A 15,388-nucleotide genomic window follows, 5' to 3' on the forward strand; every position below is an offset into this window, starting at 1 on the left:
AGCCTATCTCTTATCTGGAGATACAGCTACTGTCTGGTGTTTCAGGGGGCTACATCAGGCGTTGTATTTTTTGAAGTCGCTAAGAGGGATGACGGTAGAGTAATCATTGAGCGCAATGACGTTAACGTTAGTACCCTTTGCCCCCACATAATCCATGAGTTTTCTCATAGGGACACCCTCAAACTTTGTACGTCCGTTATACCAGGGCGATGTCGTCTCGAAACTCACCATCCCTAGTTTTTCAAGGCTGGCGAGATCAAACACTGCTTTTCCCTCTTCGTTGGTATTTTCTATATTACCGTAAATCGTCAAAATAGGTTTTCCAACAGGTTTTGGCAGTTCACCTGCCCAGGCTAAAGTTGGCACCAGACAGCACAACAGCATTAAGGTTAATCTCATTTTGACCCCCACTTTTTTAACGAAGTATATGAATTATAATTTAGTTATCACAGTAGTTTACATATTTTGTTGAGTAGCGGTTGTTACTGCACGTTTAGTTTAGTAAAAACCATTAAAAACAATGGGTTGGGTGGTTTTGGGGTAGGGTGTTTGATTTGTGGATGGTGCTACTGAAATTTTGAGACAAACTAACGTTACTTGAATAAGCTCTTTTGCGTTTAAAAAATAATCGTTTTAAATGAGCATTATTTTCTCACGACACAGATTTTACCTGCCCATCACAGCTAAAAAAGCGCCACCCATGGGGTGGCGCAGCCATATTAGCGAGTGTTCATCGGCGGGTTCGTGTCCTGTCGCAAGCGCCACAGATCGTACCGTTCATGGCCTGGTTTGACCATTCCAGCGAAGTGGTCATTAAGGCTACTTGATGTGAAGATCAGGTCACCGTCCGGGCGAATAGCCGGTGTGTCTGGCCACTTTATGGCTTCATTTGCAGCAATAAGTAACATTTTACGGGTCTTCGGATCATATCTGACAATGCCGTTATGGGTGACATCTGTAATATAGAGGTAGCCTTTTGCATCGGTCACCAAACCGTCAGTATTACCTCCCACCGTGCCCAGATTCTGAATTTGAGCGGCAATCTGCGCATCAGTTGAATCATGTTGCTTCAGCACGGCAGTGGGCACCGCGTATGCATGTGTTCCCGTCGTCACCGTCCAGTACAATGTTTCTGCATCGGGAGACAGCGCAATGCCGTTGATACCAATCAATAGCGGTTTACCTGGCCATACCTCCGCGCCATGGGAAATGACGTTTACCCCCGGTTCAATCTGCAGGGCAGGGTGACTATTCAGCACGCGTCGGGCTGTGCCTGTGGCGAAATCCACGACGATCAGGCCGACACGGTTTTCAGGCGCACTGCGCGACCCGCTGTCGGAAATGTATGCGATACGATGATTCTCATCGACAACGACATCATTAAGGAAACTTGCCTTACGGTCGGCCACGCCGTCCAGGGGGATACGTTTAACCGTTCGGCCCGAGTCGAGATCCAGTACGACCAATTTCTGCGAGCCTGAAGGGGATTCCGTTTCTCCCGCGATGAACCCCATATCCAGCGCCCATAACCAGCCGTTTTTACGATCAACATAAAAGCCGAGCACGTTGCGCAGGTTCTGATCGGGAGCGGAATCAACCGCATTACGCTCGCGGGACGGAAATGCTGTCAGGCGCGCGGGTCCGGACTGAGGATCGGTGTCGAGAATATTCAACGTGGCGGGGGCGCTGGCTGAAATCAGTCGGGGCGTACTGACAAAGGCCCGGCCCTTTGCATCAAAGTGAATGCCTGCTAAGGGGGCATTCACCGACCCGGAAAACACGGCTGGCATTTGCATGTTTTCAGGTTTATCCCAGCTTACGCCTGAGTAGCTGCGCCAGTGCTCAAGAGGCATCTGATCCGCCGCGCTGGCGCAGCTTGCGAAAGAGAACAATGCCGCCATTGCAATGGCGGGGAAAGTACCGATACGGTAGGACATACATGCTCCGGTGATGTGAGTAAGACGCGGTTTCTTAATGCGGTATCAAAGAATGGAGCGGAACGTTCCGCCTTCGACGCGTACCGCAGCCCCGTTTGATGCCGCGCCGAGTGGGCTTACCAGTAGCGCGACCATAGCGGCTATCTCGTCAGCCTCGATCATTCGCGCGATCAGGGAACTGGGGCGGTAGGTCTGGAAGAAATGCGCTTCAATCTGCTGGTCTGTCATGCCAGGTTCAGGCGCTGTCTGGCGCAGGTAATCAATGATTCCGTCAGAGCGGGTTGCCGATGGCAGTACGCTGTTGACCGTTACGCCGGTACCCTTCGTCAGCTCTGCCATTCCTCGCGATACGGCGAGTTGAGCTGATTTACTGACGCCGTAATGCACCATGTCTGGCGGAGTGAAAGCGCCAACTTCGCTGGACATAAAAATCACCCGGCCCCAGTTGCGTGCTAGCATGCGTGGGAAGTAATGCCGTGAAAGACGAACGCCTGACATCACGTTAATGTTGAACATGCGTAGCCATTCCTCGTCGGTGATATCAGCGAAAGGGGTGGCTTCATAAAAACCCAGGTTATTGATAAGAATATCGGTATCCGTACAGGCCTTAATCAGCGCTTCTGCATCTTCAGCGTTAGCCAGATCGGCGACAATGGCTGATACCCGGGCCTGGGGAGCTGCCTGAGCAATTTTCGCTACCGCATTGTGCAGTTTTTCCCGATCGCGTCCGGTAATCGTGACGGCAACACCTTCGCGCGCAAGGGTACTGGCGATAGCAAGCCCAATGCCTGCGGTGGCCCCTGTAACAAGTGCTGTCTTACCGTTGAGTTGAAGATCCATCGTTTTTGCCTTTTGGTAACAAGTGCGGCTACTTTACTCATCGCTCAAACGGAGATAAATTAGCGAAAATGAAAAACATTTGTTCCTGAAAGAGCAAAATGAGCAGAAAATTCGATTATCTCGGCGATGTTGAGGTCTTCATTACTGTTGTTGAACATGGCTCCTTTACCGCTGCAGCGGTCGCCCTTTCAACCACGCCCTCAGTGTTGAGTCGTGCGGTCTCCCGTCTTGAAGTGCGTCTTGGACGACAGCTATTGCAACGCACCACACGTCGTGTGGGGCTAACGGAAGCCGGACGGATTTATCTTGAGCAGGCGCGTTCTGCTTTTTCCCTGCTTGATGACGCCGAACGCGATGGCCGGGGGCAGGAGGGGGATCTGACTGGCCGGGTACGGATCAGCGTCCCGACCACCTATGGGCATTATTGTCTGCCGCCCTTGCTGGCCCGCTTTTCCCAACAGTTTCCGCGCGTTCAGGTGGAGCTGAACATTACCAATCGCAATGTCGACCTGATCGCTGAGGGATTCGACCTGGCTATTCGCCTGGGTCAAATGCCTGACAGTGGATTCGTCGCGCGTAAATTGCAGGATGCGGCACTGCTGTTGGTTGCTTCACCCGCTTACCTTCATCGCATGGGAATGCCGCAGACGCTCGATGAACTGCGGCAGCATATGTGCCTGCCTTTTATTATGCCGCGTACCGGCCGTATTGCGCCCTGGGTATTTCGCGTGGATGAGCGGGATGTTGACTGGCAGCCAGATTCAACCATCGAGATTTCAGATGATGTCCTTGGCGTGGTTTCGCTGGCTGAACATGGAATAGGGGTCTGTCAGAGCTACGAATTCATTGTCCGCGAGAAGATACAGCGCGGCCAGTTAGTTGAGATACTTCCGCAACTTCGTGGACGATCGCGACCTTTCTCGCTCATCTACGCGCCCCATCGACGCCAGTCAGCAGCCACACGGGCCATGATTGATCTTCTGGCGTCAGAACAATGACATGAACATCATGCGTCATGAATAAGAGTCTAACCTTAACCCGCTTCCAGCATTCCAAAACTCACAATCCGCGCCCGGCCCAGCTCTTTCGCCCGGTATAAGGCGACATCCGCGGCGCGCAGCAGGTTGTCGCTCTGGGCATGCTCTGGATAGCTGGCAATACCAATCGAGACATCCACCGGCCCAATCTCTGAGAGGCCGTAACGAAGCGACAGCTCACGCACACCGTCATAAATTTTCTGCGCACAGGCATGCGCTTCTGCTTCTCCGGCGCCGGGAAGCAGTACCAGAAATTCCTCCCCCCCGAAGCGAAAGGCCAGCCCGCTGTCATGCCCGGCCCGCTGAACAATCAGCGCCACGCTTTTAATGACCAGGTCTCCGGCCTCATGGCCGAAACGGTCATTAATGCTCTTGAAGTGATCGATGTCGATCATCAGGCAGCTAACCGGTTCATCGTTACGCATGGCTTGTGCCATCTGGGTGTGCAGGGTGTCTTCCAGATGATGGCGATTACGCAGGCCGGTGAGCGGGTCAAACAGGGCTTTTTCCAGTAACGCGTCGCGCAGGCGTTGGTTCGCCAGCGCCAGTCCTAGCGCCTCAGCCATCAGTTCAAGATACGGGCGGGAAGGGGCATTGTCCGCGTTGATGTTCTGGAAAGAGAGCAAGCCAATGGCCTCCCCCTGGGCGATAAGCGGCACGCACAGCGCGCTGTTCGTCGTCTCTTCCTGCAGGTGATAGCAGGCGATATCCGGCTCACCGTTGACCGGCGGATGGCTCTGACCACGACGCACGGCCCAGCACTCGTCAGGGTGGAACGTCGTCTCGTCACCCACCGGCGCAAGCCATTGCGCGACGCAGCGCATCTGCCACGGATCCCGGTCGAGAACGTAGAGTCGGCCAGGGATCCCCGGTGCAATATTGGGCGCAAACAACTCCGCAACGTTAATCACATCGTTTACGTTCTCACATCCCTGCAGCCTCTGGGTCATGCGCGCCAGCAGCTCGCGGATGGCCCAGTCGGCATCGCGCTCTTTTTCCAGACGCTGGCGCGCAAGGCCGTTTTCACGGAAGATGCGGATGGCCTGCGCCATATCGCCGATCTCATCAATCTGGTTGAAGTTGGGCGTTTCCACCGCGTAGTCCTGTGATGCCAGGCGGTGCACCACGTCGCTCAGGCGCACGACCGGACGCAGCACGCGGCGTTTTAATATAAAGCCAAGCACAAACAGGAACAGCAGGGCGGTGAGGCCAACCATCAACTCAGAGGTCGTTCGCAGCGCTTTCGATTTTTTTGTCGCCTCCCGTACGGACGTGATCACACGTTTGTCGAGTATCTGGCGAAAGTGATCGATCTGGTTCTGGGCGCGCTCAAGCTCTTGCTCATAAGAGGCACCATAGAGCAGGGCGATGGCCTGAGCGTCTTCACCCCGCGCCGTGTTCGCCAGGGCCATTTGCTGTTCGTCCTGCAGCTCATCAACAATCTTTAAGCCTTCATGCAGCAGGGCAAGCTCGTCATCCGATGCGCCAGCGTCCTGCAGTTTTTCCAGCTTCAGCTCGATGTGCTTCAGGCTATTCTCTGACTGGTTATACTCTTTGAGAATTTGAGGATCTTTTTTGACGACGTACAGGCGCGCTAAATCGGACTGTACCCAGGCATCAGTTTCAATATTTTCCGTCAGCTCATCAAAACGTTGACGCTGTTCAATGGCCTGACGTTCCGCGGTGTCGGCGCCGGAAGCCAGCAGCATGATAATGCCGGACGCAATGGTCAGGCAGACCGTGGCACCATAGGCCCAGTTAGTAATTGTCGCGATTCGCACCTGGTGATCCTTTTACAACATGAAGAGGATGGCGTTCTTCAGATTATAGAAAACGGCTGATTTATGGCGAAAAAAAGGCGGCACAGTGCCGCCTGGTGGGGTCTATATCGTCACATCCTTACAAATCTGGAGGGTTTTTTCCCTCTTCAATGAAATCGGCATCCAGCTCTTCAGCATTTCCTTCGTGGTCGCGGCCGGAGAAGAGGTTCCAGCAGGCGATAAACAGCGCGGCAATCAGCGGCCCAATGACAAAGCCATTAATGCCGTACAGCTCCATGCCGCCGAGGGTGGAGATCAGTATCAGATAGTCCGGCATTTTGGTGTCTTTACCCACCAGCAGCGGTCGCAGGATGTTGTCCACCAGTCCGACGACAATCACAAAGAAGCCGACAATGAACAGCCCCTGCCAGATCTGGTGCGTGGCGAACAGGAAGATGGCGGCAGGGACCCAGACAATCGCCGAACCGATGGCAGGTACCAGCGAGAGGAAAGCCATCAGCGCGCCCCAGAGGACGCTGCCGTCGAGGCCCACAATGGCAAACGCAATCCCGCCGAGTATGCCCTGGACCACCGCCACCGCCGCCGTGCCTTTTACCGTGGCACGCGATACGCCGACAAATTTGGCGAACAGGTGTTGTTTGGCGAAATCAGACAGGGGCAGGGAGTCGAGGATCTGGCGCACCAGATACGGTCCGTCTTTCAGCAGGAAGAACAGCAGATAAAGCATGATGCCGAAGCTAATCGCAAAGCCAAACGTACCTTTGCCGATCAGAAACGCGCTACCCGCCAGATACTGCCCGCCCTGCAGCGCAACATCGGAGAGTTTTTTCTGGATCTGCGCCGCGTTGTTCAGGTTGTGATCCGCGAGGAAGCCGCTGGCCCAGTCCGGCAGGTGGTTAAAGATGCTCGCCACCACTTCCGGGAACTGCGTGTTGTTCTCCTGAAGCTTCGTGTACACCACGTTCAGCTCAATGGCGAGTGAGGAGAGGATCACCATCAGCGGAATAAAGACGATCAGGCAGATAATGCCGATGGTCAGCAGCGAGGCCAGCCCGTTGCGATCCCCCAGCGCGGTGCGCAGCTTGTTTTTTACCGGGTTAAAAATCACGGTCAGAATAGCGGCCCACAGTATTGCGGAGAAGTAGGGCGACAGCACGTCGAAGAAGGCCCAGGTCACAAGGGCGAGGATGAAAATAAAGAAACCTTTGGTCAGTCCGTTAAAGCGCATCAGTCATTCCTGGTTACTAAGAAACTGTTCGACTATAGAACTGATTGTGAGAATTACCAACCTTTGCGCCTTACCTGTTCTGTGGACAGTGTTGCGGTATGAATCCACTCTTCACGGATCCCACTTTCGACTGACCGAAGATCGTCTCTTCCCGCGCCATGATATACATATCAGCTTGCGGAGGTGCTTATGGCCTGGCGTCCTTTTCTCTATGTCATCCTGACATCCCACCCCAGACTCAGTGAGCGGCGCGCCCGTTTGCGTCTGGTCATCTAGCTTTTTATTAACAATCGCGGTATAACACCTTCTTTGGATGTTTAGATGTCCATACGTATAGAAGGTAATATGCAAACACAACAAGAAAATGGGCAGCTGAAGCGCACCATGAAAACACGCCACCTGATTATGCTCTCGCTGGGCGGCGTGATTGGGACTGGGTTATTTTTTAATACGGGCTATATCATTTCCACGACCGGGGCGGCGGGCACGCTGCTGGCATACCTGATTGGCGCGCTGGTGGTCTGGCTGGTGATGCAGTGTCTTGGTGAGCTTTCCGTGGCGATGCCGGAAACCGGCGCGTTCCACGTCTATGCCGCCCGTTATCTTGGTCCGGCGACGGGCTACACCGTGGCGTGGCTCTACTGGCTCACCTGGACGGTGGCGCTCGGGTCGAGCTTTACCGCCGCCGGGTTCTGCATGCAGTACTGGTTCCCGCAGGTGCCCGTCTGGACGTGGTGCGTGGTCTTCTGCGTGGTGATTTTTGGCCTTAACGTCATCTCCACGCGCTTCTTTGCTGAAGGCGAATTCTGGTTCTCGCTGGTGAAAGTTATCACCATCATCGCCTTTATTATCCTCGGCGGGGCGGCGGTCTTTGGCTTTATCCCGATGCAGGACGGTTCACCTGCGCCGGGGTTAAGCAACATTACCGCTGAGGGCTGGTTCCCGCACGGCGGCCTGCCGATCCTGATGACCATGGTGGCGGTGAACTTTGCCTTCTCCGGCACCGAACTTATTGGTATCGCGGCGGGCGAAACCCAAAACCCGCACAAGGTCATTCCGGTCGCAATCCGCACCACCATCGCGCGGCTGATTATCTTCTTTATCGGCACCGTGTTTGTACTGGCGGCGCTGATCCCGATGCAGCAGGCGGGCGTGGAAAAGAGTCCGTTCGTGCTGGTGTTTGAGAAGGTCGGTATTCCTTACGCGGCAGATATCTTTAACTTCGTGATCCTGACGGCGATCCTCTCGGCGGCCAACTCCGGGCTGTACGCCTCCGGGCGCATGCTGTGGTCGCTCTCTAACGAAAAAACGTTGCCGCGCTGCTTTGCCCGGGTGAACAAAAATGGCGTGCCGTTGACGGCGCTTTCGGTTTCCATGCTCGGTGGCGTGCTGGCGCTGTTCTCAAGCGTTATCGCCCCGGACACGGTGTTTGTCGCGCTCTCGGCCATTTCCGGCTTTGCGGTGGTGGCGGTCTGGATCAGCATCTGCGCGTCGCACTTCGTTTTCCGTCGCCGACATCTGCAGTCCGGCCAGCCGCTCTCTGCGTTGCAGTATCGCGCACCGTGGTATCCGCTGGTGCCGGTACTCGGTTTTATTCTCTGCGTGGTTGCCTGTGTCGGCCTGTGGTTTGACCCGAGCCAGCGTATTGCCCTTTATTGCGGGCTTCCGTTTGTCGCCCTGTGTTATGGTGCGTACTACCTGACCCGAAATATGACATCGCAGGAGCCTGAACATGTCGCAGAATAATCCGCTTACCGCTCTTCTCGAAAAACAGCCGTTTGTGGTGCTGGATGGGGCGATGGCAACGGAGCTGGAAGCGCGCGGGTGTAACCTTGCAGACAGCCTCTGGTCTGCCAAAGTGCTGGTAGAAAACCCGGAACTTATCCGCGAAGTGCATCTTGATTATTACCGCGCAGGGGCGCAGGTGGCGATCACTGCCAGCTACCAGGCCACGCCCGCTGGCTTCGCGGCACGCGGGCTGGACGATGCACAGTCCCGGGCGTTGATTGGCAAAAGCGTGGAACTGGCGCGTAAGGCGCGCGAAGCGTATCTGGCTGAAAACCCGCACGCAGGTACGCTGCTGGTGGCAGGCTCCGTGGGGCCGTACGGCGCGTATCTGGCGGATGGTTCGGAATATCGCGGCGACTACGTGCGCAGCGCCGAGGCGTTTACCGCCTTCCACCGCCCGCGTGTGGAAGCGCTGCTGGATGCGGGGGCGGACCTGCTGGCCTGCGAAACGCTGCCTTCGTTTGGGGAAATTAAGGCGCTGGCGGCGCTTCTGGCCGAGTATCCTCGCGCCCGGGCGTGGTTCTCGTTTACCCTGCGTGATAGCGAGCACCTGAGCGACGGCACGCCGCTGCGTGAGGTGGTCGACGTGCTGGCAAAGTCCCCGCACATTGTCGCGCTGGGCATCAACTGCATCGCCCTGGAAAACACCACCGCGGCGTTGAAACATCTGCAAAGCCTGACGGCGCTGCCGCTGGTGGTCTACCCGAACTCGGGCGAGCACTATGATGCGGTGACCAAAACCTGGCACCACCACGGCGAAGCGTGCGAGACGCTGGCGGGCTATTTGCCACAGTGGCTGGCGGCTGGAGCGAAATTAATCGGTGGATGCTGTCGCACCACACCGAAGGATATTGCTGAGCTAAACGCAAAGCGCTGACTTCTCTGCCGGGTGGCGGCTACGCCTTACCCGGCCTACATCTGAGGGTTTCCGTGTAAATTTTTAAACCAGAAGCCATTCAATTTTATAATGTGAAATGACTAACTTACAGCGATGCTCTGGTCCGGCTGTAAATCGCCGAAGCGTTTCCGTAAGGCCGGGGCGAGGCGCACGGATGCGCCGAGAGGGCGTGGCCTGCAGGGATGCAGGCTCATGCCCGACCCGATAGCCTGAAGGAATAAGCTGAGGGCACCGCGAAGCGGCGATTTACCGCCGGGAGCCCGGGTCGCCAGGGTGGTGGCGATTGAGCCACCCTGGCACGTTCACCGGTCATGCCGTCACAGAGTGGCAAGGAACATTAAGTGAACGGAATGACCACTACAGCCGTATGTTCCCCTCACCCTAACCCTCTCCCCGAAGGGGCGAGGGAATTGTTCACTGCTCGCATTTAATTGCGGGGATACATCAGCCCACAGGGAGAGGGTAAAAACGAATCGCACAATACTGACTATCCTTTCCCACTTTTTATCTAAAAACGAATCGTTATGAGCGATGCGTTTTAATTCCTTTATCAAAATTCCCGCGCCGGAAATACTGCCCTCATAACAACAAGGGGAGCAGATACTATGGCAATTTCATCGCGAATCACACTTCTCGGCGCGCTGGCGCTGTGGGCCTTTCAGGCGCAGGCGGTAGACGTCACCGTCGCGTATCAAACCTCTGCGGAACCGGCGAAAGTTGCGCAGGCGGATAACACCTTTGCCAAAGCGAGCGGCGCGAACGTCGACTGGCGCAAGTTCGACAGCGGGGCGTCCGTCGTGCGTGCGTTAGCCTCCGGCGACGTGCAGATCGGCAATATCGGATCCAGCCCGCTGGCGGTCGCGGCCAGCCAGCAGGTGCCGATTGAGGTGTTCCTGCTCGCCTCGCAGCTCGGTAACTCTGAAGCGCTGGTGGTGAAGAAAAACATCACCAAACCGGAAGACCTGATCGGCAAGCGCATCGCCGTGCCGTTTATCTCTACCACCCACTACAGCCTGCTGGCGGCGCTCAAACACTGGGGCATCAAGCCGGGGCAGGTTCAGATTCTTAATCTCCAGCCACCCGCGATAATCGCGGCCTGGCAGCGTGGGGATATTGACGGAGCCTATGTCTGGGCCCCAGCCGTGAACGAGCTGGAAAAAGATGGCACCGTGCTGACCGACTCCGAAAAGGTGGGCCAGTGGGGCGCGCCGACGCTCGACGTGTGGGTCGTGCGCAAAGACTTTGCTGAGAAACATCCCGAGGTGGTGAAAGCCTTTGCCAAAAGCGCCCTCGACGCCCAACAGCCCTATATCAGTAACCCCGATGAATGGCTGAAGCAGCCCGCCAATCTTGAAAAACTCGCCCGACTGAGCGGCGTGCCGGAAGCGGACGTGCCGGGGCTGGTGAAAGGCAATACCTACCTGACCCCTGCGCAGCAGGTGCAGCAGCTGACCGGGCCGGTGAACAAAGCGATTGTCGATACCGCCACCTTCCTGAAAGCGCAGGGCAAAGTGCCCGCGGTAGCGGCGGATTACAGCCAGTACGTCACCGACCGCTTTGTGAAATAAGGAGTCCGCCATGCTGAGCATAACGAACCTGTATGCCGATTACGGCGGCAAACCCGCGCTGGAGGAGATCAACCTGACGCTGGCCAGCGGTGAACTGCTGGTGGTGCTGGGCCCCTCCGGGTGTGGGAAAACCACGCTACTGAATCTGATTGCCGGTTTTGTCCCTTATCAGCGTGGCACCATCCAACTGGAAGGCAAAAAGGTGGAAGGCCCCGGCGCCGAGCGCGGCGTGGTTTTCCAGAATGAAGGTTTGCTCCCCTGGCGCAACGTGCAGGAAAACGTGGCATTTGGGCTACAGCTTGCGGGGGGGAACCGCGAACAGCGGCTGGAAACGGCACGGCAGATGCTGAAAAAAGTGGGTCTCGAAGGGGCGGAAAAACGCTTTATCTGGCAGCTTTCCGGCGGTCAGCGCCAGCGTGTCGGCATTGCCCGTGCGCTGGCGGCAAACCCGCAGCTGTTGCTGCTGGACGAGCCGTTCGGCGCGCTGGACGCCTTCACCCGCGAGCAGATGCAAACCCTGCTGTTGCGTCTCTGGCATGAGACGGGCAAGCAGGTCCTGTTGATCACCCACGACATCGAAGAAGCGGTGTTTATGGCGACCGAGCTGGTGCTGTTATCGCCGGGGCCGGGGCGCGTGGTGGAACGCTTGCCGCTCGAGTTCGCGCGCCGTTATGTCGCCGGAGAACCCGTGCGCAGCATCAAATCCGATCCGCAGTTTATCGACCAGCGTGAGTACATCCTAAGCCGCGTGTTTGACCAACGGGAGGCTTTCTCATGAGCATCGTCTTCAGTGAAAAAACGCGCCGCACGCGTCAGGCGCTGCGCTGGCCGTTCTCCCGCCAGCTCACGTTGAGCGTCGGGACGCTGCTGGTGTTACTGGCGGTGTGGTGGCTGGTGGCGGCACTGCAGTGGATCAGCCCGCTTTTTCTGCCGCCGCCGGGACAGGTGCTGGCCAAACTTATTGCCATCGCCGGGCCGCAGGGGTTTATGGATGCCACGCTCTGGCAGCATCTGGGCGCAAGCCTGACGCGCATTCTGGTGGCGCTGCTGGCGGCGGTGATGATCGGCATTCCGGTTGGCATCGCGATGGGCTTAAGCCCGACGGTGCGCGGCATCCTCGATCCGCTGATTGAGCTTTACCGCCCGGTGCCGCCGCTGGCCTATCTGCCGCTAATGGTAATTTGGTTTGGCATCGGTGAAACGTCAAAAATCCTGCTGATCTATCTGGCGATTTTCGCCCCGGTTGCGATGTCGGCGCTGGCGGGCGTCAAAAGTGCCCAGCAGGTGCGGATCCGCGCGGCGCAGTCGCTGGGCGCCAGCCGGACACAGGTGCTGCTGTTCGTGATTTTACCGGGCGCGTTGCCGGAGATCTTAACCGGGCTGCGCATCGGCCTCGGCGTGGGGTGGTCCACGCTGGTGGCGGCAGAGCTGATCGCCGCCACGCGAGGATTAGGGTTTATGGTGCAGTCGGCGGGAGAGTTCCTGGCGACTGACGTGGTGCTGGCTGGGATCGCGGTCATTGCCGCGATCGCCTTCGGATTAGAGCTGGGGCTGCGCGCGCTACAGCGTCGTCTGACGCCCTGGCATGGAGAAATACAATGAGTGAACGTCTGACCATTACCCCGCTGGGGCCGTATATTGGCGCGCAGGTGTCGGGCCTGGATGTAACCCGTCCGCTGAGCGATAACCAGTTCGAGCAGCTGTATCACGCGGTGCTGCGCCATCAGGTGGTGTTCCTGCGCGAGCAGGCGATCACCCCGCAGCAGCAGCGCGCGCTGGCGCTACGCTTTGGCGATCTGCATATCCATCCGGTCTATCCGCATGCGGAAGGGGTGGAGGAGATTATCGTCCTGGATACCCATAACGATAATCCGCCGGATAATGACAACTGGCACACCGATGTGACCTTTATCGAGACGCCGCCCGCAGGGGCGATCCTCGCGGCAAAATTGCTGCCGGAGACCGGAGGCGATACGCTGTGGGCGAGCGGCATTGCGGCTTTCGAGGCGCTGTCCGCACCGTTCCGGACGCTGCTGAGTGGTCTGCGGGCGGAGCACGATTTCAAAAAATCGTTCCAGGAATACAAGTACCGTAAAAGCGAAGAGGAGCATCAGCGCTGGCTGGATGCGGTTGCAAAACATCCTCCGCTGCTGCACCCGGTGGTGCGTACCCATCCGGTCACGGGCAAGCAGGCGTTATTCGTGAACGAAGGGTTTACCACGCGCATTGTGGACGTGACGGAAAAAGAGAGCGAGGCGCTGCTACGTTTCCTGTTTGCGCATATCACCAAACAGGAGTTTCAGGTGCGCTGGCGCTGGCAGGAGAACGATCTGGCGATCTGGGATAACCGCGTGACGCAGCACTATGCCAATGCGGATTATCTGCCGCAGCGTCGGATTATGCAGCGGGCGACGATTTTGGGGGATAAGCCGTTTTATCGCCCTTGATCCTGTAGTATCTGTAGGTCGGGTAAGGCGTAGCCGCCACCCGGCAATTGTGCACCGTTTTTGCCGGGTGGCGCTGCGCTTACCCGGCCTACAAAGAGTGTACCCCTATATACCGCTGATAGCGGTTCGTCTTCAGGTAGCACAAATCCACCAGCACCAGCCCGTCGACGCAGTTGTTGAACGCCGGGTCGCTGCCAAAATCAATAAACTGCACGCCACCCGGTTCGCACAGCTCGGAATACTGCTTGTAGAGTGGCGGAATGCCGCAGCCCAGATTGCCGAGCAGGGATTTCAGCTTCGTCAGATCGTCCACGTAATCCACGCCGCCAAACTGTGCCAGCACGTCCGGTAACGATGCAGGATAAGGCTGGCGCGACGCGGCCAGCGGATGGCTTGCCGGGAACCACAGACGGTAAAATGCCACCAGCAGATCCCGCGCCGCTGGCGGTAAGCCTCCGGAGATCGAGACCGGGCCAAACAGATAACGGTAGTGCGGATAACGTGCCAGATAAGCCCCAATCCCGGACCAGAGATAATCCAGGCCGCGGCGTCCCCAGTAGCGCGGCTGAATAAAGCTGCGACCCAGTTCAATGCCGTGCTCCAGCACGTCCTGCATTTTATCGTCGTAGTGGAACAGGCTGTAGCTGTACAACCCTTCCGGACCCCGATGCGCAATCTGCTTTGCGGTGGGCATAAAGCGATACGCCCCCACGATCTCCAGATCCTCATCATCCCACAGGATCAGGTGCAGATAATCGTCATCGTAACGGTCGGTGTCCCGGCGCTTGCCGCTCCCTTCCTCCACCGCACGAAACGCAATTTCGCGCAGGCGGCCCAGCTCGCGCAGCAGCGGAGCCTCTTCCTGGCCGTTACGCTGCCACAGATAGATGAGCTTACCGTCGCCGGTTTTGCCCAGACACTCGGCCTGCGTCAGCGCGCGTTTCAGAGTCGCCCGGTCCTCCGGACGAGCAATGGCGCACTGGGTTTTAAAGACGCCAGGCATTCCCTTGCCAAGACGCATCACGTGCTGACGGCACTGCTCGGCCATCTCACGCGACGAAAGGGTGGCGCTGTGCCAGTGATGCCAGGCGATCTGCTGGCCGATTTTAATCGGCAGCTGGCTATGGCGGCGGCGGAACATCTGCTGCATTAACAGCAGCATCGACAATGTCGGCGACACCAGCGTGCTGGCATAAAAGAGGAGACTATTGTGCGCCTGAATATGCACCGGCAGCAGCGGCGCGCGCAGCTTGCTGGCGAGCTTGATAAAGCCCGGGTGCCATTTTTTATCGTGAATGCCTTTGCGCGTCGGACGTGAAACTTCTCCCGCCGGGAAGAAGATCAGTACGCCCGCATTTTGCAGATGTTGTTCCATCTGCACCAGGGAGGATTTCGCCGTCCTGCCCCCCATATTGTCCACCGGGATAAAGAGTGAACTGAGAGGCTCAAGGTGGGTCAGCATCCGGTTGGTCACGACTTTTACGTCACGGCGTACGCGGGAGACGGCGTACAACAGCGCCAGCCCGTCCAGCGTACCCGTCGGGTGGTTGGCAATAATGACCAGCGGGCCATGTTCGGGGATTTGTTCGAGATCGCGGGCGGAAACGGTGCAGAGAATATCAAGGTGCTCCAGAACTTGCTCCACCATGTCCAGTCCTTTGAGGTGGCGGTGCGCGGCGGCAAACTGCTGGAATTCTTCTTCGTAAAACAGTCTTTTTAACAGACTTTTTTGCCAGGGTGCAGGCCTCGCCTGAGGCCAAAGATCGTCGAGAACGCTATCGAGGCTAAACATGGTTACTCCTCCTGCCGTCTTGCGAAGACAGTAGAAGGAGCAGATGTCGGTTGTATTGCAGTTTGGTGAAGA

At 57.1% G+C, this 15,388-nt stretch carries 12 protein-coding genes and 1 pseudogene; 7 read left to right on the forward strand and 6 right to left on the reverse strand.

Going from position 1 to position 15,388, the window contains the following annotated elements; all coding sequences use genetic code 11:
- Positions 1-57: 57 nt before the first annotated feature.
- The 3 genes and pseudogenes from ACOTYN_RS05320 to ACOTYN_RS05330 all read right to left on the reverse strand — a co-directional run.
- Positions 58-399, reverse strand: a pseudogene (locus ACOTYN_RS05320) (oxidoreductase); the annotation flags it as partial.
- A gap of 320 nt (positions 400-719) precedes the next feature.
- Positions 720-1,937 carry an L-dopachrome tautomerase-related protein gene (locus tag ACOTYN_RS05325; RefSeq protein WP_332956809.1) on the reverse strand — a complete coding sequence of 406 codons (1,218 nt, stop codon included), beginning with the start codon at positions 1,935-1,937 and terminating at the stop codon, positions 720-722.
- Between the two features lie 45 nt (positions 1,938-1,982).
- A complete protein-coding gene (locus ACOTYN_RS05330) occupies positions 1,983-2,777 on the reverse strand; it encodes an SDR family oxidoreductase (RefSeq protein ID WP_332956807.1) in 795 nt (264 codons plus the stop codon).
- A gap of 98 nt (positions 2,778-2,875) precedes the next feature.
- Between ACOTYN_RS05330 and ACOTYN_RS05335 the strand changes: the two genes are divergently transcribed.
- Positions 2,876-3,775: a LysR family transcriptional regulator gene (locus ACOTYN_RS05335; RefSeq protein WP_032637378.1), complete on the forward strand. Its 900-nt coding sequence runs from the start codon at positions 2,876-2,878 to the stop codon at positions 3,773-3,775.
- 35 nt (positions 3,776-3,810) lie between these two features.
- On the opposite strand, the gene ACOTYN_RS05340 is transcribed toward ACOTYN_RS05335, so the two are convergent.
- Complete coding sequence (locus ACOTYN_RS05340) at positions 3,811-5,595, reverse strand: diguanylate cyclase (protein ID WP_332956805.1); 1,785 nt, start codon at positions 5,593-5,595, stop codon at positions 3,811-3,813.
- A gap of 118 nt (positions 5,596-5,713) precedes the next feature.
- Complete coding sequence (locus ACOTYN_RS05345) at positions 5,714-6,823, reverse strand: AI-2E family transporter (protein WP_014882713.1); 1,110 nt, start codon at positions 6,821-6,823, stop codon at positions 5,714-5,716.
- Positions 6,824-7,168: 345 nt separating this feature from the next.
- On the opposite strand from ACOTYN_RS05345, the gene mmuP reads away from it, so the two are divergent.
- The 6 genes from mmuP (at position 7,169) to tauD (ending at position 13,524) form a co-directional block, all read left to right on the forward strand.
- On the forward strand, positions 7,169-8,569 hold the full coding sequence (mmuP, locus tag ACOTYN_RS05350) for an S-methylmethionine permease (protein ID WP_014882714.1): 1,401 nt from the start codon (positions 7,169-7,171) through the stop codon (positions 8,567-8,569).
- Complete coding sequence (gene mmuM / locus ACOTYN_RS05355; RefSeq protein ID WP_332956803.1) at positions 8,556-9,488, forward strand: homocysteine S-methyltransferase; 933 nt, start codon at positions 8,556-8,558, stop codon at positions 9,486-9,488. The genes mmuP and mmuM overlap by 14 nt, the downstream gene beginning before the upstream one ends.
- A gap of 626 nt (positions 9,489-10,114) precedes the next feature.
- A complete protein-coding gene (gene tauA, locus ACOTYN_RS05360) occupies positions 10,115-11,077 on the forward strand; it encodes a taurine ABC transporter substrate-binding protein (RefSeq protein WP_032637373.1) in 963 nt (320 codons plus the stop codon).
- 10 nt (positions 11,078-11,087) lie between these two features.
- A complete protein-coding gene (gene tauB, locus ACOTYN_RS05365; protein ID WP_063667291.1) occupies positions 11,088-11,855 on the forward strand; it encodes a taurine ABC transporter ATP-binding subunit in 768 nt (255 codons plus the stop codon).
- Complete coding sequence (gene tauC, locus ACOTYN_RS05370; protein ID WP_014882718.1) at positions 11,852-12,679, forward strand: taurine ABC transporter permease TauC; 828 nt, start codon at positions 11,852-11,854, stop codon at positions 12,677-12,679. Before tauB ends, tauC begins: the two co-directional genes overlap by 4 nt.
- Positions 12,676-13,524 carry a taurine dioxygenase gene (tauD, locus tag ACOTYN_RS05375; RefSeq protein WP_332956799.1) on the forward strand — a complete coding sequence of 283 codons (849 nt, stop codon included), beginning with the start codon at positions 12,676-12,678 and terminating at the stop codon, positions 13,522-13,524. The genes tauC and tauD overlap by 4 nt, the downstream gene beginning before the upstream one ends.
- Positions 13,525-13,612: 88 nt before the next feature.
- Here the strand turns inward: tauD and ACOTYN_RS05380 are convergent, their stop codons facing one another.
- On the reverse strand, positions 13,613-15,316 hold the full coding sequence (locus tag ACOTYN_RS05380; RefSeq protein ID WP_332956797.1) for a lysophospholipid acyltransferase family protein: 1,704 nt from the start codon (positions 15,314-15,316) through the stop codon (positions 13,613-13,615).
- Between the last annotated feature and the right edge of the window lie 72 nt (positions 15,317-15,388).

The organism is Enterobacter cloacae complex sp. IR5458 (genome assembly GCF_049238025.1).
Classification (GTDB): Bacteria; Pseudomonadota; Gammaproteobacteria; order Enterobacterales; family Enterobacteriaceae; genus Enterobacter; species Enterobacter kobei.

Coding starts and splice junctions, on each gene's coding strand:
- ACOTYN_RS05325 (WP_332956809.1), bottom strand. CDS start 1,937: ATGTCCTACCGTATCGGTACTTTCCCCGCCATTGCAATGGCGGCATTG.
- ACOTYN_RS05330 (WP_332956807.1), bottom strand. CDS start 2,777: ATGGATCTTCAACTCAACGGTAAGACAGCACTTGTTACAGGGGCCACC.
- ACOTYN_RS05335 (WP_032637378.1), top strand. CDS start 2,876: ATGAGCAGAAAATTCGATTATCTCGGCGATGTTGAGGTCTTCATTACT.
- ACOTYN_RS05345 (WP_014882713.1), bottom strand. CDS start 6,823: ATGCGCTTTAACGGACTGACCAAAGGTTTCTTTATTTTCATCCTCGCC.
- mmuP (WP_014882714.1), top strand. CDS start 7,169: ATGCAAACACAACAAGAAAATGGGCAGCTGAAGCGCACCATGAAAACA.
- mmuM (WP_332956803.1), top strand. CDS start 8,556: ATGTCGCAGAATAATCCGCTTACCGCTCTTCTCGAAAAACAGCCGTTT.
- tauA (WP_032637373.1), top strand. CDS start 10,115: ATGGCAATTTCATCGCGAATCACACTTCTCGGCGCGCTGGCGCTGTGG.
- tauB (WP_063667291.1), top strand. CDS start 11,088: ATGCTGAGCATAACGAACCTGTATGCCGATTACGGCGGCAAACCCGCG.
- tauC (WP_014882718.1), top strand. CDS start 11,852: ATGAGCATCGTCTTCAGTGAAAAAACGCGCCGCACGCGTCAGGCGCTG.
- tauD (WP_332956799.1), top strand. CDS start 12,676: ATGAGTGAACGTCTGACCATTACCCCGCTGGGGCCGTATATTGGCGCG.
- ACOTYN_RS05380 (WP_332956797.1), bottom strand. CDS start 15,316: ATGTTTAGCCTCGATAGCGTTCTCGACGATCTTTGGCCTCAGGCGAGG.